This window comes from Enterobacter sp. ECC_219_Taxon_10 (assembly GCF_058354905.1).
Window position 1 is genome coordinate 1,175,255 of the sequence record NZ_CM178005.1, and the last position, 23,046, is coordinate 1,198,300.

Annotated in this window: 24 protein-coding genes; 8 read left to right on the forward strand and 16 right to left on the reverse strand. The window is 57.3% G+C overall.

Features of this window, described 5'->3' with window-relative positions; translation table 11 throughout:
* Positions 1-29 precede the first annotated feature (29 nt).
* Complete coding sequence (locus AC4ICF_RS05450) at positions 30-887, reverse strand: hypothetical protein (protein ID WP_316380358.1); 858 nt, start codon at positions 885-887, stop codon at positions 30-32.
* A 246-nt stretch (positions 888-1,133) separates the two neighbouring features.
* On the opposite strand from AC4ICF_RS05450, the gene fetA reads away from it, so the two are divergent.
* Both fetA and fetB read left to right on the forward strand, forming a co-directional pair.
* On the forward strand, positions 1,134-1,805 hold the full coding sequence (fetA, locus tag AC4ICF_RS05455) for an iron efflux ABC transporter ATP-binding subunit FetA (RefSeq protein ID WP_116341530.1): 672 nt from the start codon (positions 1,134-1,136) through the stop codon (positions 1,803-1,805).
* Complete coding sequence (gene fetB / locus AC4ICF_RS05460; protein WP_316380359.1) at positions 1,798-2,580, forward strand: iron efflux ABC transporter permease subunit FetB; 783 nt, start codon at positions 1,798-1,800, stop codon at positions 2,578-2,580. Before fetA ends, fetB begins: the two co-directional genes overlap by 8 nt.
* A 49-nt stretch (positions 2,581-2,629) precedes the next feature.
* Here fetB and AC4ICF_RS05465 read toward each other — a convergent pair whose 3' ends face one another.
* Genes AC4ICF_RS05465 through tesA form a run of 3 tightly spaced genes read right to left on the reverse strand, consistent with a single transcriptional unit; the run spans position 2,630 to position 4,966 of the window.
* The gene (locus AC4ICF_RS05465; RefSeq protein WP_116341526.1) at positions 2,630-3,484 is read right to left on the reverse strand and encodes a co-chaperone YbbN; all 855 of its coding nucleotides are present in this window, start codon (positions 3,482-3,484) and stop codon (positions 2,630-2,632) included.
* Positions 3,485-3,543: 59 nt separating this feature from the next.
* The gene (locus AC4ICF_RS05470; RefSeq protein ID WP_316380360.1) at positions 3,544-4,314 is read right to left on the reverse strand and encodes an SDR family oxidoreductase; all 771 of its coding nucleotides are present in this window, start codon (positions 4,312-4,314) and stop codon (positions 3,544-3,546) included.
* A 28-nt stretch (positions 4,315-4,342) separates the two neighbouring features.
* Positions 4,343-4,966 carry a multifunctional acyl-CoA thioesterase I/protease I/lysophospholipase L1 gene (tesA, locus tag AC4ICF_RS05475; RefSeq protein ID WP_061098994.1) on the reverse strand — a complete coding sequence of 208 codons (624 nt, stop codon included), beginning with the start codon at positions 4,964-4,966 and terminating at the stop codon, positions 4,343-4,345.
* On the opposite strand from tesA, the gene ybbA reads away from it, so the two are divergent.
* The 3 genes from ybbA (at position 4,937) to AC4ICF_RS05490 (ending at position 9,363) form a co-directional block, all read left to right on the forward strand.
* Positions 4,937-5,623, forward strand: coding sequence for a putative ABC transporter ATP-binding protein YbbA (gene ybbA / locus AC4ICF_RS05480; RefSeq protein WP_041912055.1), 687 nt, complete (start codon positions 4,937-4,939; stop codon positions 5,621-5,623). The two genes, tesA and ybbA, sit on opposite strands and share 30 nt — an antisense overlap.
* Entirely contained in the window at positions 5,620-8,034 is a 2,415-nt protein-coding gene (ybbP, locus tag AC4ICF_RS05485; protein ID WP_163331044.1) for a putative ABC transporter permease subunit YbbP, read from the forward strand. The genes ybbA and ybbP overlap by 4 nt, the downstream gene beginning before the upstream one ends.
* Positions 8,035-8,217: 183 nt before the next feature.
* Positions 8,218-9,363: a porin gene (locus AC4ICF_RS05490; RefSeq protein WP_316380362.1), complete on the forward strand. Its 1,146-nt coding sequence runs from the start codon at positions 8,218-8,220 to the stop codon at positions 9,361-9,363.
* A 102-nt stretch (positions 9,364-9,465) separates the two neighbouring features.
* Here the strand turns inward: AC4ICF_RS05490 and AC4ICF_RS05495 are convergent, their stop codons facing one another.
* The 7 genes from AC4ICF_RS05495 to ppiB form a co-directional block, all read right to left on the reverse strand.
* Positions 9,466-10,794, reverse strand: coding sequence for an IS4 family transposase (locus AC4ICF_RS05495; RefSeq protein ID WP_491466159.1), 1,329 nt, complete (start codon positions 10,792-10,794; stop codon positions 9,466-9,468).
* Between the two features lie 132 nt (positions 10,795-10,926).
* Positions 10,927-11,997 (reverse strand): tRNA 2-selenouridine(34) synthase MnmH, encoded by a 1,071-nt coding sequence (mnmH, locus tag AC4ICF_RS05500; protein WP_316380800.1) that lies wholly within the window; start codon positions 11,995-11,997, stop codon positions 10,927-10,929.
* An 84-nt stretch (positions 11,998-12,081) separates the two neighbouring features.
* A complete protein-coding gene (purK, locus tag AC4ICF_RS05505) occupies positions 12,082-13,149 on the reverse strand; it encodes a 5-(carboxyamino)imidazole ribonucleotide synthase (protein ID WP_316380799.1) in 1,068 nt (355 codons plus the stop codon).
* The gene (purE, locus tag AC4ICF_RS05510; protein ID WP_116341514.1) at positions 13,146-13,655 is read right to left on the reverse strand and encodes a 5-(carboxyamino)imidazole ribonucleotide mutase; all 510 of its coding nucleotides are present in this window, start codon (positions 13,653-13,655) and stop codon (positions 13,146-13,148) included. The genes purK and purE overlap by 4 nt, the downstream gene beginning before the upstream one ends.
* 171 nt (positions 13,656-13,826) lie before the next feature.
* A complete protein-coding gene (locus AC4ICF_RS05515) occupies positions 13,827-14,036 on the reverse strand; it encodes a YdgH/BhsA/McbA-like domain containing protein (protein ID WP_302218844.1) in 210 nt (69 codons plus the stop codon).
* 137 nt (positions 14,037-14,173) lie between these two features.
* A complete protein-coding gene (lpxH, locus tag AC4ICF_RS05520) occupies positions 14,174-14,896 on the reverse strand; it encodes a UDP-2,3-diacylglucosamine diphosphatase (RefSeq protein WP_116341510.1) in 723 nt (240 codons plus the stop codon).
* Between the two features lie 3 nt (positions 14,897-14,899).
* Entirely contained in the window at positions 14,900-15,394 is a 495-nt protein-coding gene (ppiB, locus tag AC4ICF_RS05525) for a peptidylprolyl isomerase B (protein ID WP_000256009.1), read from the reverse strand.
* Positions 15,395-15,569: 175 nt separating this feature from the next.
* On the opposite strand from ppiB, the gene cysS reads away from it, so the two are divergent.
* The gene (cysS, locus tag AC4ICF_RS05530) at positions 15,570-16,955 is read left to right on the forward strand and encodes a cysteine--tRNA ligase (protein ID WP_316380797.1); all 1,386 of its coding nucleotides are present in this window, start codon (positions 15,570-15,572) and stop codon (positions 16,953-16,955) included.
* Between the two features lie 79 nt (positions 16,956-17,034).
* Here the strand turns inward: cysS and AC4ICF_RS05535 are convergent, their stop codons facing one another.
* From AC4ICF_RS05535 to folD, 5 genes are all read right to left on the reverse strand, one after another.
* Positions 17,035-17,562, reverse strand: a complete 528-nt coding sequence (locus AC4ICF_RS05535) for a metal-dependent hydrolase (RefSeq protein ID WP_316380796.1) — start codon at positions 17,560-17,562, stop codon at positions 17,035-17,037.
* Between the two features lie 73 nt (positions 17,563-17,635).
* On the reverse strand, positions 17,636-18,652 hold the full coding sequence (malI, locus tag AC4ICF_RS05540; RefSeq protein WP_316380794.1) for a Mal regulon transcriptional regulator MalI: 1,017 nt from the start codon (positions 18,650-18,652) through the stop codon (positions 17,636-17,638).
* Positions 18,653-18,735: 83 nt separating this feature from the next.
* Positions 18,736-20,235, reverse strand: a complete 1,500-nt coding sequence (locus AC4ICF_RS05545) for a PTS transporter subunit EIIC (RefSeq protein ID WP_028012223.1) — start codon at positions 20,233-20,235, stop codon at positions 18,736-18,738.
* A 231-nt stretch (positions 20,236-20,466) separates the two neighbouring features.
* A complete protein-coding gene (gene ybcJ, locus AC4ICF_RS05550) occupies positions 20,467-20,679 on the reverse strand; it encodes a ribosome-associated protein YbcJ (RefSeq protein ID WP_116341500.1) in 213 nt (70 codons plus the stop codon).
* Position 20,680: 1 nt separating this feature from the next.
* Entirely contained in the window at positions 20,681-21,547 is an 867-nt protein-coding gene (folD, locus tag AC4ICF_RS05555) for a bifunctional methylenetetrahydrofolate dehydrogenase/methenyltetrahydrofolate cyclohydrolase FolD (protein WP_116341497.1), read from the reverse strand.
* Positions 21,548-21,856: 309 nt separating this feature from the next.
* Between folD and fimA the strand changes: the two genes are divergently transcribed.
* Positions 21,857-22,420 carry a type 1 fimbrial major subunit FimA gene (fimA, locus tag AC4ICF_RS05560; RefSeq protein WP_028012226.1) on the forward strand — a complete coding sequence of 188 codons (564 nt, stop codon included), beginning with the start codon at positions 21,857-21,859 and terminating at the stop codon, positions 22,418-22,420.
* Between the two features lie 68 nt (positions 22,421-22,488).
* The gene (gene fimI, locus AC4ICF_RS05565) at positions 22,489-23,034 is read left to right on the forward strand and encodes a type 1 fimbrial protein subunit FimI (protein ID WP_116341495.1); all 546 of its coding nucleotides are present in this window, start codon (positions 22,489-22,491) and stop codon (positions 23,032-23,034) included.
* The last annotated feature ends 12 nt before the right edge of the window (positions 23,035-23,046 follow it).

The following is a 23,046-nucleotide window of genomic DNA, read 5'->3' on the forward strand; positions in this document are numbered from 1 at the left end:
TCGCCCCGTCCGACGGGCGGGGCGGTGTGTCAGTGGTAGCTGTAGGTAAAGTCAGCGATCAGCGCATCGTCACCCGCATCAGCGATGGCTTTCGACAGGCCGTGATAGAAGGTTTCCAGCCCAATCTCTTCTACCTGGTGCAGCTGCTCACGGATCGGTGCGCAGAACAGTTCCGCATTGCCCGCGCCAACGCGCTTGTTGTTCGGCGGAAGTTGACCGGTGATCCCTTTGAACCAGGTGCGTACCGCGCCTTTCAGAGAGCTGGGCGCGTCGTTGACGGCGTCGTGTCCCGTCAGAATTTGCAGCGTCGGGAACTGGTCTTCACAGACTGCCGTTTTCATGCGTGCATAAAACTGGCTGAAGAGTTCGAAAGACTGCAGATCGGTGACTTTGGGTTTGGTCGTTTTGCCCTGAACGTTGCCTGTCTTTTTCGCTGCGGGCTGCGCGGGCGCCAGCTTATTAAGCTGCAGATCGAACAGCAGGTTCGCGTGTTCGCGTCGTTTGCTTACGTCCGGGAAGCGTTCGATAAACGCGCGGATAAATTCCGGCGTCATCAGGTCAGCAAAATCATGGTTGACCAGCCACTGGCCGCGGGCAAACTCACCGGGAGACTGGAACCAGGCCGGAACCTTGCCCGGCTCGAACTCTTTGACATTTCCTTTACCGTCGATTTCAACGAAGCGAGTGCCGTTGTCAAACGCAAAGCGGCAATTCTTCAGCTGAATGACCGGCTTCATCTTCAGCAGGCCCTTAACAAACCGGACAAGCTCTCCCCCGAACACATAAGCCGTAACGGATTCTGAAGCAATAGCGGCAAGAAGCTGATCGATGGTTTTCACGCCAGGTTCAAGTTCAGAAAACTCATAAAAAGTGTGAATATTAGACATTCTGGTACTTCCTTATTGTGTTGCGGGCAGAGCTTAACACCACTTTAACGAATGTTCTAAACCAGGGATGCGGAAGTGTCGCTAAGGTCACGGCGTAAACTGTAAAGCGAAAGTGTAAAGCATGTCTAATGAATGCACGTTAAACACAATGGGAAGTCTTGGTGGCGAAAGGGGGCGCTAAAACGCGTTGTGACGAACGTGCGGCACGGATTATGCTAATAACGCTCGGTGGTTACTGGAAAAAATATGAACAACGAAAATGCAGTTTTGCAGATAAAGGACGTCGGCTTTCGTGTCGCGAATAACACGATCCTTCAGCACGTCGGCTTTAACCTTTCTCCCGGTGAGTTCAAGCTAATAACGGGGCCGTCAGGCTGCGGTAAAAGTACCTTACTGAAGATTGTGGCCTCACTTCTGAGCCCAACGGAGGGGACCATTCTGTTTGAAGGGCAAGATATTGCGTCCCTTTCTCCGGAAAGCTATCGCCAGCAGGTCTCTTATTGCGTACAAACGCCAACGCTTTTTGGCGACACGGTTTTTGACAACCTGATTTTTCCGTGGCAAATCCGCAATAAAACGCCGGAGCCGGAAAAATTCATCAACGATCTGGCCCGTTTTGGCCTGGCGAAGGAGACGCTGACCAAATCCGTCAGTGAGCTATCGGGCGGAGAGAAGCAGCGCGTCTCGCTGATCCGTAATCTGCAGTTCTTACCGAAAGTATTGCTGCTGGATGAAATCACCAGCGCGCTCGATGACGCCAACAAACGCAACGTCAACGAGATTATTCATCGTTACGCCCGCGAGCAGAATATTGCCGTGCTGTGGGTGACGCATGACTCAAACGAAATTACCCATGCGGATGACGTGATTACGCTCCAGCCGCACGGCGGGAAAATGCAGGAGGCCAACCGTGGGTGAGCATAACATTACCAATGAATCTCTGGCGTTTTCGATGGTGCTGGTGCTGATTGCAATTGTGGTCAGCTACCGGGAAAAGCTGGGGCTGGAAAAAGATATTGTCTGGAGCATCTGCCGCGCGGTGATTCAGCTCATCATCGTCGGCTATGTGCTTAAGTATATTTTCAACGTCAACCACGCGGTGCTGACGCTGCTGATGGTGCTCTTTATCTGCTTTAACGCGGCGTGGAACGCGCAGAAACGCAGTAAATATATTGATAAGGCGTTTATCTCGTCGTTTATGGCGATTACCACCGGGACGGCGCTCACCCTGGCGGTGCTGGTGCTCTCCGGCTCGATTGAGTTTACGCCGATGCAGGTTATCCCTATCTCCGGGATGATTGCGGGGAACGCGATGGTGGCCGTTGGGCTGTGCTACAACAACCTCGGCCAGCGTTTCAGCAGCGAACAGCAGCAGCTGCAGGAGAAGTTAAGCCTGGGGGCGACGCCAAAGGTGGCCTCGGCGCGGCTGATCCGTGAGAGCATTCGCTCATCGCTGATCCCTACCGTGGATTCAGCCAAAACGGTGGGGCTGGTGAGCCTGCCGGGCATGATGTCGGGGCTAATCTTTGCCGGTATCGATCCGGTAAAAGCGATTAAGTATCAGATTATGGTGACGTTTATGCTGCTTTCCACGGCGAGCCTGTCAACCATCATTGCCTGCTACCTGACGTATCGGAAGTTCTACAACGCGCGTCACCAACTGGTGGTGACGCAGTTGAAAAAGTCGGTGTAAACCGTCTTTTGTAGGCCCGGTAAGGCGGAGCCGCCACCGGGCTTTTTTATCAGTACAGCAGCGCGTACAGCTGACGACGATACTTCGACGCCAGCGCGTCTCCGGTGCCCAGCGCGGCCAGGATCTCCTGGAACATCTTGCGCGCCTGGCCGTCTGCGGCTGCCAGATCTTTCTGCAGGTGGCTGAACAGCAGCTCCAGCGCCTCTTCGTTACGTCCTACCTGATGCAGCTGCAGCGCCAGCTGGCTTGCCAGCGCGGCATCCGCCGGGTTGTCGGCGACCTGCTGCTGCAGCTGCTGAATTTCCGGGGTGTCCGCTGCCTGCTTCAGCAGCTCAATCTGCGCTACCAGTCCCTGATAGCGGGTGTCCTGATCCTGCATTGGAACCGTCTTGAGCACGGCTTCTGCGTCTTCTGAACGGTGCAGGGCAATCTGCGTTTCCGCCAGCAGCAGGCCAATCTGGCTGTTCTGGTTCGACAACTGCCACGCCTCTTTCAGCAAAGGCAGTGCTTCGTCGTATTTGCCTTCCTGCATCAGCGCCATGCCTTCCTGCGCTTTAAGCTCTTCTTCGCGCGGCAGCACCTTATCCAGCAGGGCGCGGATAGCCTCTTCCGGCTGCGGTCCCTGGAAGCCATCAACAGGCTGACCGTTCTGGAACAGGTAGACGGTTGGAATGGCGCGCAGACCAAACTGCGACGCGACCATCGGCTCGGCGTCACAGTCCAGCTTAGCGAGAATAAACTGCCCGTTGTACTGGGCGGCAAGGCTTTCCAGCACCGGCGTCAGCTGTAGACAATGCTGGCTGCGCTCAGACCAGAAGTAGAACAGCACCGGTTTGGTCATTGACTGTTCGAGGACCTGTTGCAGGTTTGCTTCAGTAATATTGACGATATTCTGTACGGACATGCGGCTTTCTCTTTTGTCGGTTTGTTCTTTACATGGGGGATAAGCGTCGTCGCTTCAACTCAACCCTGTAAAATTTTGTCCATTATCCTGCCCGGCAGCAGGCGCTTTAACCAGCCTACGGCATGGGTGACCAGCGTCACCGGGTAGCGCATCTTCGGATGTTCACTCTCAAAAGCATGGCGCACTTTGGCAACCACCGCCTCTGGCCCGAGGGTAAAGCGTGCGGCAATGCCGGGGTTTTCGACCGGCTTATCCGCCTGCGTCTGGTTCACGTTTTCGGTAAAGCGGGTGCGGATCGGGCCGGGCTCAATCAGGCTGACCTTGATGCCGCTGTGGCGTAACTCCATGCGCAGGGCATCGGACCAGGCTTCCAGCGCATATTTACTGGCGGCGTAGGCGCCGCGCCCCGGGGTAGAAATCAGCCCCATCACCGACGATGTCATTACGATGCGCCCTTCGCCGTGCGGCAGCATGGCCGGGAGCAGACGCATGGTGAGCTGATGCACGCCAAAGAAATTGGTTGAAAACTGTTTCTCCAGCGTTTCACGCGAGAGCGTATCCAGCGGGCCATATACGCCGTAGCCGGCATTGTTAAAGAGCCCGTACAGACGATTGTCGGTCAGGGCTATCACCTCGTCGGCGGCGCGTTCAACGCTCTCCGGCGAGTCCATATCCAGCTGTACGCCGGTGAAGCCCATTGCGTTCATGCGCTCGACATCGTCAGGCTTGCGGCAGGCTGCCAGCACCCGAAATCCCTGGCGCTTTAATTCGAGCGCGCTTTCAAGACCGATTCCGCTGGAACATCCTGTAATTAAGACCGATTTTTGCATAACTTTACCTGTCAGGATCTCCGCTTAATCAGGAGTCATGTTTAACTAAAGGAGCCAGCCGCGTTGCCATCCAGTCGGCAATAAACGGCTGCGCATCGCGATTGGGGTGGATACCGTCGTCCTGCATCCACTGGGGTTTGAGATAGACCTCTTCCATGAAAAATGGCAGGAGCGGAATATCAAACTCTTTGGCAAGCTTAGGGTAGATCGCGCTAAAGGCCTCATTATACCGACGACCGTAGTTGGCGGGCAGGCGAATTTGCATCAGCAGCGGCTGGGCGTTTGCCGCCTTGATGTCCTGCAAAATGGTGCGCAGCGTTTGCTCGGTTTGCTGAGGCTGGAAGCCGCGCAGGCCGTCATTACCGCCCAGCTCAACCAGCACCCAGCGCGGCTGATGCTGCTTGAGCAGCGCAGGCAGGCGCGACAGCCCTTGCTGAGAGGTATCGCCGCTGATGCTGCCGTTGACAACGGTTGTCTTGCTTTGCCATTTGTCATTGAGCAGAGCCGGCCAGGCCGCGCTGGCCGCCATGCGGTAGCCCGCGCTCAGGCTGTCGCCAAGAATCAGTAACGTGTCCGCTGCCGCCGCGCGGAAGGTCATCAGCATCAAAAACAGGAAGGGCAAATGCCAGCGGAAAACAGTGTTGAAGTTCATCGTCTTAAGAAGTCCGTCGGTCAGGGGGAGCAGGAGCTTTCAATCCTTACCGGAGTTGAACTCGTTGTCAAACGCGCCGAAACCATCGCGCTGATTGGCGAATCCGGTTCCGGCAAATCCACGCTGCTGGCGATTCTGGCCGGTCTGGATGACGGCAGCAGCGGAGAAGTCCACCTTGTCGGGCAGCCGCTGCACCAGCTTGATGAAGAGGCGCGAGCCGCGCTGCGCGCGCGTCATATCGGTTTTGTCTTTCAGTCCTTTATGCTGATCCCGACGCTGAACGCGCTGGAAAACGTCGAGCTCCCGGCGCTGCTGCGCGGCGAAAAGAGTCGCGAAAGCCGCACGCATGCGAAGGCGCTGCTGGAACAGCTCGGTCTGGGCAAGCGCCTCGACCATCTTCCCGCCCAGCTTTCCGGCGGCGAGCAGCAGCGCGTGGCGCTGGCGCGCGCCTTTAACGGACGCCCCGAGGTGCTGTTTGCCGATGAGCCCACCGGCAACCTTGACCGTAAAACCGGCGACAAAATTGCTGACCTGCTGTTTTCGCTGAACCGTGAACATGGCACCACGCTTATTCTGGTGACGCACGATCCGCAGCTGGCCGCCCGCTGCGACCGTCGCCTGCGGCTGGTGAACGGTATCCTTCAGGAGGAAGCATGATTGCCCGCTGGTTCTGGCGCGAGTGGCGCTCGCCCTCGCTGCTGATTGTCTGGCTGGCGTTAAGCCTGGCGGTGGCCTGCGTGCTGGCGCTCGGCAGCGTCAGCGACCGCATGGAAAAAGGGCTTAGCCAGCAGAGCCGCGAATTTATGGCAGGGGACCGGGCGCTGCAAAGCTCGCGTCCTGTTCCGCCTGGCTGGATTGAGGAAGCGCGCAAAGAAGGGCTGAAGGTGGGGGAGCAAATCACCTTCCAGACCATGACCTTCGCGGGAGACACCCCTCAGCTCGCCAGCGTGAAAGCCGTGGACGACGTCTACCCGATGTACGGTGAATTACAAACCAGCCCGCCGGGGTTAAAGCCGATGCCCGGTACGGTGCTGCTGGCATCGCGCTTGATGGCGCTTCTGAACCTGAAACCCGGCGACAGTATCGACGTGGGCGACGCGACGCTGAAAATCGCCGGGGAAGTGGTGCAGGAGCCCGACTCCGGCTTTAACCCGTTCCAGCTTGCGCCGCGCCTGTTGATGAACACCGCGGATGTTCCGGCAACCCATGCCGTCCAGCCGGGAAGCCGCGTGACCTGGCGCTACAAGTTTGGCGGCACGCCTGCCCAACTTGAGGCGTATGAAAAATGGCTTCTGCCGCAGCTCAAGCCGGAGCACCGCTGGTACGGGCTGGAGCAGGACGAGGGGGCGCTCGGTAAATCCCTGGAGCGTTCTCAGCAGTTCCTGCTGCTGTCGGCATTGTTGACCCTGCTGCTGGCGGTGGCGGCGGTTGCCGTGGCTATGGGGCATTACTGCCGCAGCCGCTACGACCTGGTGGCGATCCTTAAAACCCTCGGCGCGGGGCGCAAGCAGCTGCGCAAGCTGATCGTTGGCCAGTGGCTGATGCTGCTGGTGCTGTCAGCATTCAGCGGCGGGATAATGGGGCTGCTGTTTGAAAAGCTGCTGATGGTGATGCTGAAACCGGTACTCCCGACCGCATTGCCCCCGGCCAGCCTCTGGCCGTGGCTGTGGGCGATTGGCGCGATGACGGTGATTTCGGTGCTGGTGGGGCTGCGTCCGTACAGGCTGCTGCTCGCGACGCAGCCTCTGCGCGTGCTGCGCAATGATGTGGTGGCGAACGTCTGGCCGCTGAAGTTCTATCTTCCGGTGATTATTGCCGTCGCTGTCGGGCTGCTGGCCTGGCTGATGGGCGGCAGCACGCTGCTGTGGGCGGTGCTGGCCGGGGCGGTTGTGCTGGCGCTGCTGTGCGGCGTGCTGGGCTGGATACTGCTCAACGTCCTGAAAAGGCTGACGGTAAAATCCCTGCCCGTGCGGCTTGCGGTCAACCGCCTGCTGCATCAGCCCTGGTCAACGCTAAGCCAGCTGTCGGCTTTTTCTCTGTCGTTTATGCTGCTGGCGCTGCTTTTAGTGTTGCGCGGGGATCTGCTGGATCGCTGGCAGCAGCAGCTTCCCCCGGAAAGCCCGAACTATTTCCTGATCAACATCGCGCCGGAACAGGTCGCGCCGCTGAAGGGCTTCCTGTCGGAGCATCACATTATCCCCGAGTCGTTCTACCCCATCGTTCGCGCGCGTCTGACGCAGATCAACGGCCAGTCAACCGAGGGGAACAAGGACGAGTCGCTGAACCGCGAACTGAACCTGACGTGGCAGGAGAAACGTCCAGACCATAACCCGATTACGGCCGGTAGCTGGCCGCCGAAAGCGGGGGAGGTGTCGATGGAAGAGGGGCTGGCGACGCGCCTGAAGGTGAAGCTCGGGGACAGCGTGACCTTCACCGGTGATACCCAGGATTTTACCGCGAAAGTTACCAGCCTGCGTAAAGTGGACTGGGAAAGCCTGCGACCAAACTTCTTCTTTATCTTCCCGCCGGGCGCGCTGGACGGACAGCCGCAGAGCTGGCTGACCAGCTTCCGCTGGGAAAACGGCAACGGCATGCTGACGCAGCTTAACCGGGAATTCCCGACGGTCAGCCTGCTGGATATTGGCGCGATCCTGAAACAGGTGGGGCAGGTGCTGGAGCAGGTCAGCCGCGCGCTTGAGGTCATGGTCGTGCTGGTGACGATCTGCGGCGTGCTGCTGCTGCTGGCTCAGGTGCAGGTGGGCATGCGGCAGCGTCATCAGGAGCTGATAGTTTACCGCACGCTCGGGGCGGGTAAGCGCCTGCTGCGCATGACCCTCTGGAGCGAGTTTGCGCTGCTGGGGCTGGTGGCGGGTCTGGTCGCGGCGATTGGCGCTGAGACGGCGCTGGCGGTGCTGCAGACAAAGGTCTTCGACTTCCCGTGGGAGCCTGACTGGCGCCTCTGGTTGATCCTGCCGCTCTGCGGTGCGGTGCTGCTTTCTCTTTGCGGAGGCTGGCTCGGCACGCGGCTGTTAAAGGGTAAAGCGCTGTTCCGTCAGTTTGTGAGTTGATTTAGCACGGTGATAGTTGCGCGCCGGGTTTTAATGCCGGCGCGTAATGTTTAAATAGCACAAAATGATAATACCCACTCATTTAGTAGCACAAAACATTAAAAACCCGTCCCCACAGCCCGATTATTTCCAGTTAATATTCACCAGCTAAATATTTAGCAGCGTGTCTATTAAGGAAAAATAATGACTATAAAAAAATCAGCGCTGGCGGTAACGATTGGCGCGGCAGTGGCATTAACGACGTTCGCCTCTCAGGCTGAAATCACCGTTCTTAAGCAGGATCCTCAGGCGGGTAACCCGCTGAGCCGTCTGAACTTCACCGTTGGCGGCAGTATCCGTCCTCAGTTCCAGAACATGACCGGCGACGACGGTAAAAACAGCTACAAGCGTAACGGCTTTGACGGCGGCACCCGTTTCCGTTTCGCGGCTGATTACTACCTGTTTGATGACATTAGCTGGATCAGCTACTACGAGCTGGGAGTGAACATTCCTGCCCAGTTTAACTGGGATCATCACTATGCAGACGGCGCCCACGACACCACTCGCCGTATGCTCTACACCGGTCTGAAGAGCGATACCTGGGGTACGCTGACCTTCGGTCAACAGAACAGCGTTTACTATGATGTGGTTGGCGTGAAAACCGATATCTGGGACTACGACATGATCGGTCAGGCACCGGGTAACGGGATCAACGGCGACTACGACGGCTCTTACCGTTCACGCCAGATGCTGAAATATAAGAAAACCGTGGGCGATGCGGACATTTACGCATCCTACCTGTTTGAAGACAGCGAATACCTGCCGGGCAACGGCCTGCGCTACAAGCGTAAAGGCGGCGGCTCGCTGGGTATCGATTACCACCTGACCACCGATCTGACCTGGGGCGCAGCGTGGAACTACACCCGCGCCGACATGCGTAACCCGGACAACGGCGACAGCAAAACCTACGATCAGAATATCGTCGGTACCGCACTGAGCTGGACGCCGGACAACTGGACCTTCTCCGCGGGCGGCGGCTGGTACCAGAACTTCCTGACCACCAAAAAAGTGTCTGTTAACGACTACTTTGCGGGCGACGCGTGGGGTATTGAGTACTTCGCAGGGTATAAATTCCCAATCGGTCAGTACGCGGTGAAATCCATCCAGCCTTACTTCATGGGTGACCGTATTGAGTACGTGAACGGCCGCAACTACCAGCGTATCGACAACGGCGTGGGTATCAGCTTCCTGCTGGATTACGGTTTCCGCGTGGATTACGAACACGTGTTCACCTCCAGCACCGACAACCTGGGCGACATGAACCTGGTGCGTCTGCGTTACGACTTCTAAGTGGTCTTGTAGGGTGCGGCCTGATGCCCTCACCCTGACCCTCTCCCACGGGGAGAGGGAACAAACATTAAAAACGGCAACCCTGGTTGTAATGCCAGTCAGTTAAGCAACTGACTGGCTTTTTTTCGGGGCTGTGGGGTATCTCCAGGGCCTTTCCTTTACCACCCTCGGGAAGGCCCTTTCCCTTCTTGTCGGCAACTTTACCAGTTGCGCCATGCTTTCAAGATCACGCATCAGCTCCGGGATACGCCCTGGTGAAGCGCCCTGCAGCGTCATCAGCATTCTCATGACCATGCCGCATGATTCTGAGAAGCTCAGCTGATTCGGCCAGTATCCTTTCAGATGGCCCGCCATTTTAATCATCTGATATCGCACCAGATTATACGCCAGTAACACGCCCCATAACTCCTGCTCCACAAGCTCCGGCTTTTTACTTCTCAGCGTCAGCCTGCTCAGTTGCATCGTTTGTTTTATCTCCCTGTACCCCAGCTCTATTTCCCAGCGATGGCTGTACAGGTCTGCCATTTCTCCTCCGGGATAGCGCATGGCGTCCGTCATCGACGTCAGCAGATGGCTGACTTTCCCTTTGCGCGTCACGGTCAGCAGGCGGGCTGTCATCTCATCTCCCAGACCCGGCCATTTTTTTCGTGCCTGTGGGCTGGTTTTCAGCTTCACCAGATAGTCGCCTTTACCCAGCTTTCTGACCTCTTCATACTGTGCTCCCTTTCTGAGAGGGAGCATCCAGTGACGGTGTTCTCCTGCCTGGCTCCATGCATTCAGCAACCCCAGCGAGTAGTAGCCTTTATCCATTAACGTCAGGGTGTTATCGCCGGTCTGCTCTATCAGTTGCTCCGCGAGCTCATTTTCGCTGTTTTTCATCGTGCCGAAGGCCGCTGCCGTCAACAGATGGCTGGTCAGCTCCATCTGACAGACCATTTTAACCTGCGGGTAGAGGGCCGGGTTTCCGCCATGCGTCTGGCGGGGAAAGGCGCTGTCGTTTTCCGGCGTGTCCGGTGTTCGCCAGAACACACCATCGATGGCCAGCAGGGTCAGGCCACACCAGTGCGGATGCGGCGTGGCGTTATGCCAGAGCTGCGCTGTTTGCGTGAACACGCGGCGGACGGCTTCGCTTCCCAGCCGCTGACGGGCCTGGATCACGGCGCTGGGGGCAACGAACGGACGGTTGCCGGGTAACATGATATCCAGCCGGTTAACGATCTGATGAAGCGGCTCCTTGCGCTCAAGGGCCATACCGATAATGCACCAGACCATCATTTCCAGAGGAAGGCGCCGTTTGCGTAACGTGACGGTGCCGGATTCTTCAAGGCAGCGGGAAATCAGTTCCGGGTCAAGACAGTCGCCCAGAGAAGTCAGAGGGTTACGCAGAGAATCGTAACGGGATACCAGATCAAGAGCCTGTCCAATGTGCATAAAAAAATCCGGAAACGGGTGAGCATTTCCGGATTCTTACACAGCCACTGGATCGGTCAACCGATCCTTAACTGATCGGCATTACAACCCTGGTTGCCGTTTTGCTTTTACCTCGCCACCCGGCTTTCTTTTTCAGCGATCAAGCCACTCAGCAATCTCTTCGTACGTCCCGCGATACACAATCTTCTCCGCTTTCTTCTCCAGCTGATAGCCGTACATCGGGTCGTAATAGTCCTTCAGCAGCGGTGCAAGCCAGCTGAAGTGCGCGTCCGTGCTGCCAGAGCGTTGTTGTTCCAACAGCGCGGAATCTAACAGCGCGGTGAATTCTGCATACCGCTGCAGCCCCAGACGGCGGCGAATGGCGAACAGGCCGTGATGCAGATACTCGCTGTACTCTTTCCAGCCCGCTTCCTCGCCGTAGGCAGCAGAAAAGTCCGCCCACATATGGTCGAAATACTCTTCGCGCAGGCGTTCAAGACGAATTTCAAACGGGTCTTCGACGACAACGATAGGGGCTTCAACCATGCGGTCGCGCAGGCACTCCGGCAGGTGGTTGGAGCCAATCATCCGGCCTTCATCTTCCAGCACCCAGCGCGCAGCGTCTTTTTTCAATAGCTCAACCGCAAGGTGGTTTTCAAAGCTGGCCTGGGAAAGCTGCGGCGTGAGCGTGCGGCCAAACGACGAACCGCGATGGTGTGCCAGCCCTTCCAGATCGATGCCCTGCGGGTGCTGCTTCACCAGCAGCGTTTTACCGTTTCCGGTACAGCCGCCGATTAGCACCATCGGCTTTTGCGACTGCTCGATCGTCACCTGAATCGCCATCTGGCGCAGGGCCTTATAGCCGCCGCGGATCAGCGGGTAGTCGACGCCAGCCTCTTTAAGCCAGGCCTGCGAGATATGCGAGCGCTGGCCGCCGCGCGCACAGCAGAGAAAGCCCTCAGGATGGGCAAGACTGGCTTCCCGCCAGGCGCGGATACGCGCGTCGCGCGTTTCACCGTTCACCAGGCGATGGCCGAGCGCGAGCGCGGCTTCGGGGCCCTGGCGTTTGTAGCACGTGCCAACGGCGGCGCGCTCGTCGTCGTTCATTAAGGGCAGGTTGACTGCCGCAGGCATCGCGCCCTGGGCAAATTCGATCGGCGCGCGAACGTCGATTAAAGGGGTATCAGACGCGAGGATCGCGCGATAGTCCGTTCCATCGTTCATGGTTATTCCAGAAGAAAACTCAGCAGCAATGGGCGGGGATTGTACGCCGGGGAAGGGGAAGGTCAACTCCCCGGCGTGGATGTCTTACTTAAGCTTTGACTGTGCCCAGACAATGCCGCTTGCATATTCCGGCGGCAGGAGAGGAACGATCGCTTCCAGGGTGGCGCTCAGGCGGTCCGTATCGGTATCGTTCAGGTTCAGGTGACCGACCTTACGACCCTCGCGGACCTCTTTGTCATACCAGTGCAGGTGCACCAGCGGCAGCTTTAGCCAGCCGTAGTTCAGATCGGTCCCGATCAGGTTGATCATCACCGACGGGCTGTTAACGACGGGCTTCGGCAGCGGCAGGTCGGTGATCGCGCGCAGATGCAGTTCGAACTGGCTGATGGAGGCGCCGTTTTGCGTCCAGTGGCCGCTGTTGTGCACGCGCGGAGCCAGCTCGTTGATCAGCAGACCCGATGGTGTGACGAAACACTCCATCGCCATGACGCCCACGTAGCCCAGCTCGTGCATGATGGCGGAAAGCATCTCTTCCGCCTGCGCCTGCTGGTCGGCATTGGCCTGCGGGAAGGCGACGCTGGTGCGCAGAATGCCGTCCTGATGCAAGTTATGCGTCAGCGGGTAAAACACCGTGCGGCCATCGTGCCCGCGCGCGCCAACCAGCGACACTTCGCCGCTAAAGTTGATGCCCTGCTCAACGATGCACTCGCCGTAGCAGTCGTCCGGCAGCTCGGCGGTTTCATGCGCGCGCAGGCGCCACTGGCCGCGGCCGTCGTAGCCGCCCACGCGACGCTTTACAATCGCCAGTTCGCCCAGCATCGCGAACACGTCATTCCACTCGCTTTTGTCGGACAACAGCTGCCACGGTGCGGTCGGCAGACCGAGCTTGTCGAACAGCTGCTTTTGCGTCAGACGGTCGGCAATAATCGGGAACACGTCGCGGTTCACAAAGGCGTTATGGCGCGCCAGCTCGCGGGTCAGCGCGGTTTCCGGCCAGCGTTCGATTTCTGCCGTGATCACGCTCTGGTGGAACGGGACGGCCTCAGGTTCATCGTCCAGCCCGACGGGCCAGACAGCAATACCCAGCGGCTCACCGGCCTGACGCAGCATACGGCCCAGCTGGCCGTTACCGAGGACGCAAACCTGCTTCATGCTGCACCCCGCGGGTCCGGGTTATCCAGCACCTCGTCGGTCTGGGCTTTACGCCACGCCGCCAGACGCTGGCGTAAATCTTTGTCGTGCGTTGCAAGAATTTGCGCGGCCAGCAGAGCGGCATTCGCCGCGCCCGCTTTGCCAATCGCCAGCGTGCCGACAGGAATACCGCGCGGCATCTGGACGATGGAATAAAGGCTATCGACACCGCTTAACGCGGCGCTTTGAACAGGGACGCCCAGAACCGGCACCAGGGTTTTAGCGGCAATCATGCCTGGCAGATGTGCTGCGCCGCCCGCACCGGCAACGATCACCTCATAACCGTTCTCTTCAGCGCTTTCGGCGAAGCTGAACAGTTTGTCCGGCGTACGGTGCGCGGAGACCACTTCAACGTGGTGCGGTACATTCAGGATTTCAAAGATTTCGGCGGCGAACTGCATGGTAGCCCAGTCGCTTTTGGACCCCATCACGATGGCGACACGCGCCGGATTATTGCGGGAAGACATGCGTCTTAAAACTCCTGTGGTGCGAAACACACTGCTTTCGAGGGCACAGAGAATAGCATGTTATACGGGCAAGGAAAACGGTTGCGCGGTTAAATCTTGAGCCGTTGTTGCCATCAATTCATAACAAAACAGACCGCGATCTGGCGGTCTGTTTTCGTCGAGCGACAATCATTATTTCGTCAGTTCTGCGGTCATGTACACGCGGTTGTTGAACTGCGCGCTGGTGATTTTGTATGACGCACCTTGTTCAGCAGCCTGGGCAGCAATTTTCGCTTCTGCGCGGTCAAGGGTTGAGCCGGTTGCACTCACGCTCTGAGCGAAAGAACCGAAAGAAACCAGGGAGAGAGCAGTAACTGCAACGAAAGTTTTGATGGATTTCATGGTCGTATTCCTTAAATATTTTGTCTGGGATAGGGCGTGTTGCCCTGATGTGATAAATAATAGGCCGACCACGGGCTGATTAAAATCGAAACAATTTGCCGATATTATTCAAAAAAATAGAAATACTTGTGAGGGGGTTAAAACGGAAACGCGATAAGCTCCACGCCCTCTGGCGTGACTTTGACCATAGAGCCTTCGCTGTGCCACGCGCCCAGTACCACGCGATGGGCCGGTTCACCGTTGGCGATAAGGGAATGCACGTCAGGACGATGGGTATGACCGTGGATCAACCACTGAACGCCATGCTTTTCCATCACGTTCACCACCGCCAGCGGATTAACGTCCATGATGGTCAGGGACTTGCTGCTGTTGGCGGCTTTACTGCCCGCGCGCATTCTGGCGGCGATGCGGTTGCGGATAAACAGCGGCAGGGCAAGGAACAGCTTCTGGATCCACGGGGTGTGGACTTTGGCGCGAAACGCCAGGTAGCCGGTATCGTCGGTGCAGAGCGTATCGCCGTGCATGATCAGCACCCTGCGGCCATAGAGGTCGAGCACCTGCTCTTCCGGCAGCAGCGTCATACCGCTTTCACGGGCGTAGCGCTTGCCGAGCAGGAAATCACGGTTGCCGTGAATGAAGTAGCAGGGGACGCCGGAATCCACCAGCGTTTTAATGGCGGCAGCCATTTCACGGTGCAGCGGGTTTGGGTCGTCGTCGCCAATCCAGGCTTCAAACAGGTCGCCCAGGATGTACAGCGCATCGGCGCTTTTCGCTTCACCGCGTAAAAAACGCAGAAAACCGGCGGTTATCGCCGGTTCTTCTGTTTGCAGATGCAGATCCGCAATAAAGAGTGTCGCCACGAATTACTCGCTGACGGTCACGCTTGTAATCACAACGTCTTCTTTAGGAACGTCCTGGTGCATACCGCTGCGGCCGGTAGAGACGGCTTTGATCTTGTCAACCACGTCCATCCCTTCAACCACTTCTGCGAAGACGCAGTAGCCCCAACCCTGCAGGCTTTCGCCAGAGAAGTTCAGGAAGTCGTTATCCGCCACGTTGATGAAGAACTGCGCGGTGGCAGAGTGTGGTGCCTGAGTACGGGCCATTGCCAGCGTACCGCGGGTGTTTTTCAGGCCGTTGTTCGCTTCGTTTTTGATCGCTTCTTTGGTCTCTTTCTGGCGCATGCCAGGCTCGAAACCGCCGCCCTGAATCATAAAACCGTTGATCACGCGGTGGAAAATGGTGTTGTTGTAGAAACCTTCGCGGCAGTAGTCCAGGAAGTTTTTAACTGTTTCAGGCGCTTTGTCATCAAAGGTTTTGATTACGATATCGCCATGATTAGTGTGGAAAGTAACCATTTTTGCATCCTGTTCCGTTATTGTGGTACGTCGACCCGCCTTCGGGTCATATATAGGGGCTTGTTATAGCATAACCACAGGACGCGATCACCTTGCATTGTGTGCTGATCCTATTCCGAATTATGGGTATTATAGGGAACAAACAACCCACACACGTGTTTACATGGAATCTTCGATGTTAAAAATCTTTAATACAATGACGCGCCAGAAAGAGGAATTTAAACCTATCCATGCCGGGGAAGTCGGCATGTACGTGTGTGGTATTACGGTTTACGATCTCTGTCATATCGGCCATGGCCGTACCTTTGTCGCGTTCGACGTCGTCTCTCGCTACCTGCGCTTCCTGGGCTATAACCTGAAGTACGTGCGTAACATTACCGACATCGACGATAAAATCATCAAGCGCGCTAATGAAAACGGCGAAAGCTTTGTTGCGCTGGTGGATCGCATGATCGTTGAGATGCACAAAGACTTCGACGCCTTAAATATTCTGCGTCCGGACAGCGAGCCGCGCGCGACCCACCATATTCACGAAATTATCGAGATCACCGAGAAGCTGATTGAGCGCGGTCACGCGTACGTTGCTGACAACGGTGACGTGATGTTCTCGGTGCCGACGGACCCAGCCTACGGTTCGCTTTCCCGTCAGGATCTGGATCAGCTCCAGGCCGGCGCGCGCGTGGACGTGGTGGACGTGAAGCGTAACCCGATGGACTTCGTGCTGTGGAAAATGTCCAAAGCGGGCGAACCAAGCTGGCCATCCCCGTGGGGCGAAGGCCGCCCGGGCTGGCACATTGAATGTTCCGCGATGAACTGCAAACAGCTGGGCAAGCACTTCGACATTCACGGCGGCGGTTCGGACCTGATGTTCCCGCACCACGAAAACGAAATCGCGCAGTCCACCTGCGCCCACGGCGGCGAGTACGTGAACTACTGGATGCACTCCGGGATGGTGATGGTTGACCGCGAGAAGATGTCGAAATCGCTGGGCAACTTCTTTACCGTGCGCGACGTGCTGAAGTATTACGACGCGGAAACCGTGCGCTACTTCCTGATGTCCGGTCACTATCGCAGCCAGCTGAACTACAGCGAAGAGAACCTGAAGCAGGCGCGCTCGGCGCTGGAGCGTTTGTACACCGCCCTGCGCGGCACCGACAAATCAGTGCCTGCGTCTGGTGGCGAAGCATTCGAAGCGCGCTTTGTTGAGGTGATGAACGACGACTTCAACACCCCGGAAGCCTACTCCGTGCTGTTCGACATGGCGCGTGAAGTGAACCGCCTGAAGTCAGAGGACATGGCCGCGGCGAATGCGCTGGCGTCCCATCTGCGCAAGCTCTCTTCCGTGCTCGGCCTGCTGGAGCAGGAGCCGGACGTGTTCCTGCAGAGCGGCGCGCAGGCGGACGACGGCGAAGTGGCGGAAATTGAGCGGCTTATCAAAGCGCGTCTGGAAGCGCGTCAGGCGAAAGACTGGGCGGCGGCAGATGCGGCGCGTAACCGTCTGACCGAGATGGGCATCATTCTGGAAGACGGCCCGCAGGGAACGACCTGGCGTCGTAAGTAATTTCCACCCTCACCCTAACCCTCTCCCTAAGGGAGAGGGGATCGTTCGGTTGTCTCCCTCTCACTGTGGGTGGAGGGCATCAGCGCGCACGCTTTCTCCACCACAGCAACCCCATCAGCACTACCCCCGGCAGCCACACCCACAGCAATTCTGAAACGATCACCTGATGCCCGTACGGCGTGGTATAGCGCGACAGCGCAAACGGCGCGACCTTAATCACCTGCCACGGCGCAAAGAAGCGTTCATCCGACCACGGCCATAACCAGCCGACGCCTTTCCCGCCCGTGGTAATCGAATCCAGCAGGCTGTGCGACAGCAATGACACCGTTAAAAATAGCCAGCACCGCGTCAGGCTGGCCCGGAACCATCGTCGGCCAATCAGCACGCAAAGTATCGGCACCGCAAAGGCGAACAACAGGGAGTGGGTAAAGCCGCGATGACCGAAAACATTTCCGTAGGCAACGCCGAATTTAAACGCCAGCACGTCGGCGTCCGGCAGCATGGCGAGAACGATACCGGCAAACAGCAGGCGGGGAGGGATGACCTTGGTTCCCAGACCTAAGCCCAGGCAAAGAGGGACAGCAGCGTGAGTAATAACGGTAGGCATTACATTTATCCATGGCAAATCATGGCAATATAGCAGCGAATTCGCTGCGGCAAACCGGTGCTAAATTCTGATTTTACGCCGACTCGCGTGCGATAAGCTGCCCGGAAAGCGTAATGCGCTGGGTTTGCAGATCCGGCTCCTTAAGCTTGCGGATAATCAGCACTGCCGCCTGTCGCCCGGTTTCATCGCTGGCCGAGGAGACGTAGGTGAAGGAAGGGGAGGTGAGGTTAACGTGCAGCATATCTTCAAAACCGATCAGCGCGACCTGCTGGGTTAAGAAGACGTCTTTCCCCACGGTGCGGCCCACCTGATGAATGCCGGAAATGGATCCGATCATCGCATCCGGGGAGTGGCAAAGCAGGGCGGTGATGGCGTTGTTTTTTTCCAGCAGCTGGCGCGTCGCCATCGCGGCGGCCTGGGTGTCGTCGCTGCAGGCCGGTGAATATTCATCGCGCCAGACCAGCCCGTTTTGCGTCATCGCGCTACGAAAGCCGAGCAGGCGTTGCTCGCGGATAAGACAACCCTCGCGCCCGCCAATGTAGGCGATCGTGCGGTGTCCGCGCTCGATAAGATAGCGCGCGGCCAGGTTCGCCGCCTGGCGGTTGTCGCGCATGACCAGATTGCATTTTTCATCCAGCAGGGACTGCGAGACCACCACCAGCGGCAGCGGGCACTGGCGGATCTGCTCCGGTAAAGCGGCGTTACAGGTGTCAGACGCCAGATAAATAACGCCCGCGACGCCCTGCTGCTTAAATGACAGCAGGGTGCGTTCGAGATGTTCACGGTCGTTCAGCGGCTGGCCGAGAAAAACCATATAACCCTGCTTCTCCAGCTCCTGAACGATGCTCGCCATCACCTTGATGGAAAAGCTGTCGCTGAAGTCACGCAGGATCAGGCCGATCAGATTGGAGGTGTTGGCGCGAAGGTTGGCAGCGGCAACGTTATGAACATAGCCCAGCGTCGTGATGGCGGCATTGACCTTCTCGATCGTCGCCTCTGAGATTTTCCCTTTCTGGCGTAGCACCAGCGAGACGGTAGAGACCGACACGCCCGCGTGCTTTGCGACATCAATGATGCTGACTTTCTTCAAAACCGCTCCCTGAAATTTACCGATTATCAGCCGGATAAGACACGGCTCCCAGCGTACAGGAGACGTGTCGTTCAGGCATCTTATTATTTGCCGATCATGGTGGACATGGTCTGGGCGATAAACTGTGCTCTGGCACCGAAAATCACCTGAATCCCGTTATCGCCGACGAAGACCACGCCGCGCGCGCCGAGACCGTTCAGTCCGTCCCTGTCCACCGCATCGCTCTTCGCCACTTCCAAACGCAGGCGGGTGATGCAGGAGCCGACGGAGTCAATGTTCTGCGCGCCGCCCAGCAGGCCGATGATTTCAGTGGCAAGTTCGGAATCGGACTTGTCATTCGCGCTGGCGGTCACTTCCGTACGGCCCGGCGTTTTCACGTCGAAGCGGCGGATCACGAAGCGGAACGTAAAGTAGTAAATCAGCGCCATCGGGATGCCGATGATAATGGCGCTCAGGAAGTTGGTCTGATAGCCGTTAAACGACGGCAGGATCCCGAACGACAGGTAGTCGATAAAGCCCGCCGAGAACGATTTGGCGATATGCGCGTGCAGCAGGTACATGGTCATGTACGCCAGGCCCGCCATGATGGCGTTAAAGACGTACAGAATTGGCGCCACGAAGATGAAGGTGAACTCTACCGGCTCGGTGATCCCCGTCAGGAAGCAGGTGAGCGCCGCAGAGAACAGAATACCGGCCGCGATTTTCTTATTTTTGGTGTGCGCTTCGTGGTACATCGCCAGGCACGCCGCAGGCAGCGCGAACAGCATCAGCGGGAACTCGCCCTGCATGAACTTACCGGCGTTCTGGTAGGTGTCGCTGCTGAAGGATTTCACGCCCTCTTCGAGCATCTTGAACCAGATGGTCTGGTCACCGTGGATCACCTGGCCCGCCTGGGTGGTGTAATCCCCGAACGAATACCAGAAGGACGGATACCAGATATGGTGCAGGCCGAGCGGGATCAGCGCGCGCTCCACCAGGCCGAAGATAAAGGTCGATGCCGCCTGGTTGTCGCCGTTCACGATCACGGAGAGCGCGTCGATACCGGCCTGAATATGCTGCCAGACGTACGGCAGCAGCAGCCCCATCAGGAAAGAGAGGAACGCCGTGGCGATTGCCACAAAGCGCTTCCCGGAGAAGAAGCCGAGGAACTCCGGCAGCTGCATGGTGTGGAAGCGGTTATAGCACCAGGCTGCGAGGATCCCGCAGATAAGACCGCCAAAGACGCCCATCTGCAGCGTCGGGATACCAACCACCATGGCGTATTTCCCGCCCTGTGAGGCCATTTCCGGCGTAATGCTCAGCACGGTGCTGATGGTGATGTTGGTGACAAACACCGAGACTGCCGCGGAGAGCGCCGCGATGCCGGATTCGGACGCCAGACCCACGGCGGAGCCTATGGCAAACAGCATCGGCAGGTTATCAAAGATAACCCCGCCGGCGTTCATCATTAGCGGCAGGTGGAACTTATCGCCGAAGGCCAGCAGCAGGCCCGCGGCGGGAAGCAGTGAAATTGGCAGCATTAAGGCGCGACCAATCATTGATAATTTAGACAGCGATTTAACAAACCCTGATATCAGACTCATGCTGATTTCCCCCGAGTAGCGCTTTTTTTGGCGCTGTTATTGTAAGTAGAACGTTTTAGTAGAACGTTCTACTTATCGTGGGGAAAGAGTGAAAACTGCGCAACTGAATTCTCACCTTTCAACAGATGAAATAGTGATTATTTGAAGTTGATCGATAATTAACCGTGATGGAGGTAGGGGGTTTTTGATCCCCTCTCCCCTTTGGGGAGAGGGTTAGGGTGAGGGGGGGACTCAGGCCGTCACGGTCACGCTCTGACCTTCAAAGCTCACGGTCTGTCCCGCGACAATCTTGCAGCGCTTGCGGGTTTCCACCGCGCCGTCGACTAAAACCCGCCCGTCGGCGATAACGATTTTCGCCTGCGCGCCGCTTTCGCTCCAGCCTTCGAGTTTGAGCAGATCGCACAGCTCAACGTGCGGGTGTTTGCCTAATGAAAATGTGGCCATCTTATGCTTCCTCTACATCGTGGTACTCTTCGCATGCCTGCAAAGTATTCTGAATCAGCGTTGCGACGGTCATCGGGCCAACGCCGCCCGGTACTGGCGTGATGTAAGAGGCGCGAGCCGCCGCATCTTCGTAGACCACGTCGCCGACCACCTTGCCGTTTTCCAGACGGTTAATCCCTACATCCACGACAATCGCGCCCTCTTTAATCCACTCGCCCGGAATAAAGCCCGGCTTGCCCACTGCGACGATCAGCAGGTCGGCATTCTCGACGTGGTGACGCAGGTTTTTGGTAAAGCGGTGGGTCACGGTGGTGGTGCAGCCCGCCAGCAGCAGCTCCATGCTCATCGGGCGGCCCACGATGTTGGACGCACCGATGACGACGGCGTTCAGGCCGTAGGTGTCGATGTTATAACGCTCCAGCAGCGTCACGATGCCGCGCGGGGTGCACGGGCGCAGACGCGGCGCGCGCTGGCACAGGCGACCCACGTTATACGGATGGAAACCGTCAACGTCTTTATCCGGCGCGATACGCTCCAGCACCTTCACATTATCGATACCTGCCGGCAGTGGCAGCTGAACCAGAATGCCGTCGATCTCTTTATCGGCATTCAGAGTGTCAATAAGTTCCAGTAGTTCCGCTTCGCTGGTGGTTTCCGGCAAATCGTAAGAGCGGGAGACGAACCCCACCTCTTCACACGCTTTGCGTTTGCTGCCGACATAAATCTGCGATGCCGGGTTGCTGCCAACCAGCACAACGGCCAGCCCGGGGGCGCGAAATCCTGCCGCTTTACGCGCCTTCACTTTTTCCGCGACCTCAGAGCGCACCTGCTGCGCAATCGTTTTACCGTCAATAATCTTTGCTGCCATCAGAGAGAAGATTCCGTCTGTAACGTTTGAAAGGGGGGATGGCGTGTATTTTGTCAGAAGCGAGCGCCGCTGTCAGTCACCCTTTACGAGTTTTCATCCGCGAGGCGCAAAAACCCTTCTTAAGGGATGGTCAATTTCTTAGGCGGTATTAGGATGTGACCTGGCGAAATGGCAGTGTTTTGACATATTTAAAAATCACGTCCTGAGCTACTTTGTCTTCTCCGAAATAAGCTTTCAATTAATCAATTGAACGTATTTCTTATTCCCGATTTTCGCGGGAAGGGTTATTTACATTTTAAAGGAATAGACATGAAACTCAGCAACATTGCTTCTTCTGTTATTGCAACACTGGCCCTGGTCGCGGGTGCCGCTAATGCAGCCGACCCGGTTACGCCGGTTACCGTAAATGGCGGTACCGTGCATTTTAAAGGTGAACTGGTTAATGCTGCTTGTTCAGTAAATACCGATTCTTCCGAGCAGACGGTTAATCTCGGTCAGTATCGTACCGCGAAATTCACCAAAGTGGGCGACACCACCTCTAATATTCCGTTCAACATCGAACTGAATGACTGCGATCCGCTGGTTGCTAAAACCGCTGCCGTTGCCTTCACCGGCCAGATCGACGCGACTGACAAAACCCTGCTGGCCGTGACGTCCGGTAACAACGACAACACCGCGAAAGGCGTGGGTATTGAAATCCTCGACAGCAAATCCAGCGTGCTGACCCCGGACGGTGCGACCTTCTCTGCCGCGAAAGACCTGATTAAAGGGACTAACACCCTGCAATTCACCGCGCGCTACAAATCAACGGCTGCGACCACCGAGCCAGGCCAGGCGAACGCTGACGCCACCTTCGTAATGAAATACGAATAATACCCTCGCACAGGGATGTTCAGGCCTCAGGGACGAGGCCCGTCATACGCTACTGCCAGGAACGAAGGATGACAAGGACTGGAACACTACTGCTGTTAACCCTCGCGATGGCTTGCCCGGCATCGGCACATACCGTGGTGATCGAAGGCGGCAAGGTGCATCTTCGGGGGGAGCTGGTAAACGGCGGCTGCGCCGTGGCGCCCGACAGCCAGAATATGCGCATCGACATGGGGCAGTACCGAACCAATTCATTTTCCGGTGTGGGCAGCTTTTCAACGGTTAATGTGCCTTTCACCGTGCGGCTGCTGGACTGCAGCGTGGATGTCTCGCGCACCGTGGGGATCCAGTTTCAGGGCGTGACGCCCGCGGAAGATCCGCAGGTTTTTCTGGCGACATCGCGGCCAGGTGAAACGCCTGTCAGCAGCGGCGTGGGGCTGGCGCTTTTTGATGAGCAGCAGCGTCAGATTATCCCGAATGCGACGGCCATTAGCTGGCTGCCGGTCAATACCAGCGAGCTCGCATTTCATTTTAGCGCCCGCTATCGCGCTATTTCCGAACACCTCGTGCCAGGCAATATACAGTCGGATGTCTGGTTTACGTTGATTTATCCATAACACCTGCGAACA

Coding starts and splice junctions, on each gene's coding strand:
- AC4ICF_RS05490 (WP_316380362.1), top strand. CDS start 8,218: ATGACTATAAAAAAATCAGCGCTGGCGGTAACGATTGGCGCGGCAGTG.
- fimI (WP_116341495.1), top strand. CDS start 22,489: ATGACAAGGACTGGAACACTACTGCTGTTAACCCTCGCGATGGCTTGC.
- purK (WP_316380799.1), bottom strand. CDS start 13,149: ATGAAGCAGGTTTGCGTCCTCGGTAACGGCCAGCTGGGCCGTATGCTG.
- mnmH (WP_316380800.1), bottom strand. CDS start 11,997: ATGAACGATGGAACGGACTATCGCGCGATCCTCGCGTCTGATACCCCT.
- tesA (WP_061098994.1), bottom strand. CDS start 4,966: ATGAACTTCAACACTGTTTTCCGCTGGCATTTGCCCTTCCTGTTTTTG.
- AC4ICF_RS05495 (WP_491466159.1), bottom strand. CDS start 10,794: ATGCACATTGGACAGGCTCTTGATCTGGTATCCCGTTACGATTCTCTG.
- ybbP (WP_163331044.1), top strand. CDS start 5,620: ATGATTGCCCGCTGGTTCTGGCGCGAGTGGCGCTCGCCCTCGCTGCTG.
- AC4ICF_RS05470 (WP_316380360.1), bottom strand. CDS start 4,314: ATGCAAAAATCGGTCTTAATTACAGGATGTTCCAGCGGAATCGGTCTT.
- ybbA (WP_041912055.1), top strand. CDS start 4,937: ATGCCAGCGGAAAACAGTGTTGAAGTTCATCGTCTTAAGAAGTCCGTC.
- purE (WP_116341514.1), bottom strand. CDS start 13,655: ATGTCTTCCCGCAATAATCCGGCGCGTGTCGCCATCGTGATGGGGTCC.
- fetA (WP_116341530.1), top strand. CDS start 1,134: ATGAACAACGAAAATGCAGTTTTGCAGATAAAGGACGTCGGCTTTCGT.
- cysS (WP_316380797.1), top strand. CDS start 15,570: ATGTTAAAAATCTTTAATACAATGACGCGCCAGAAAGAGGAATTTAAA.
- AC4ICF_RS05515 (WP_302218844.1), bottom strand. CDS start 14,036: ATGAAATCCATCAAAACTTTCGTTGCAGTTACTGCTCTCTCCCTGGTT.
- AC4ICF_RS05450 (WP_316380358.1), bottom strand. CDS start 887: ATGTCTAATATTCACACTTTTTATGAGTTTTCTGAACTTGAACCTGGC.
- AC4ICF_RS05535 (WP_316380796.1), bottom strand. CDS start 17,562: ATGCCTACCGTTATTACTCACGCTGCTGTCCCTCTTTGCCTGGGCTTA.
- folD (WP_116341497.1), bottom strand. CDS start 21,547: ATGGCAGCAAAGATTATTGACGGTAAAACGATTGCGCAGCAGGTGCGC.
- AC4ICF_RS05545 (WP_028012223.1), bottom strand. CDS start 20,235: ATGAGTCTGATATCAGGGTTTGTTAAATCGCTGTCTAAATTATCAATG.
- fimA (WP_028012226.1), top strand. CDS start 21,857: ATGAAACTCAGCAACATTGCTTCTTCTGTTATTGCAACACTGGCCCTG.
- ppiB (WP_000256009.1), bottom strand. CDS start 15,394: ATGGTTACTTTCCACACTAATCATGGCGATATCGTAATCAAAACCTTT.
- AC4ICF_RS05465 (WP_116341526.1), bottom strand. CDS start 3,484: ATGTCCGTACAGAATATCGTCAATATTACTGAAGCAAACCTGCAACAG.
- ybcJ (WP_116341500.1), bottom strand. CDS start 20,679: ATGGCCACATTTTCATTAGGCAAACACCCGCACGTTGAGCTGTGCGAT.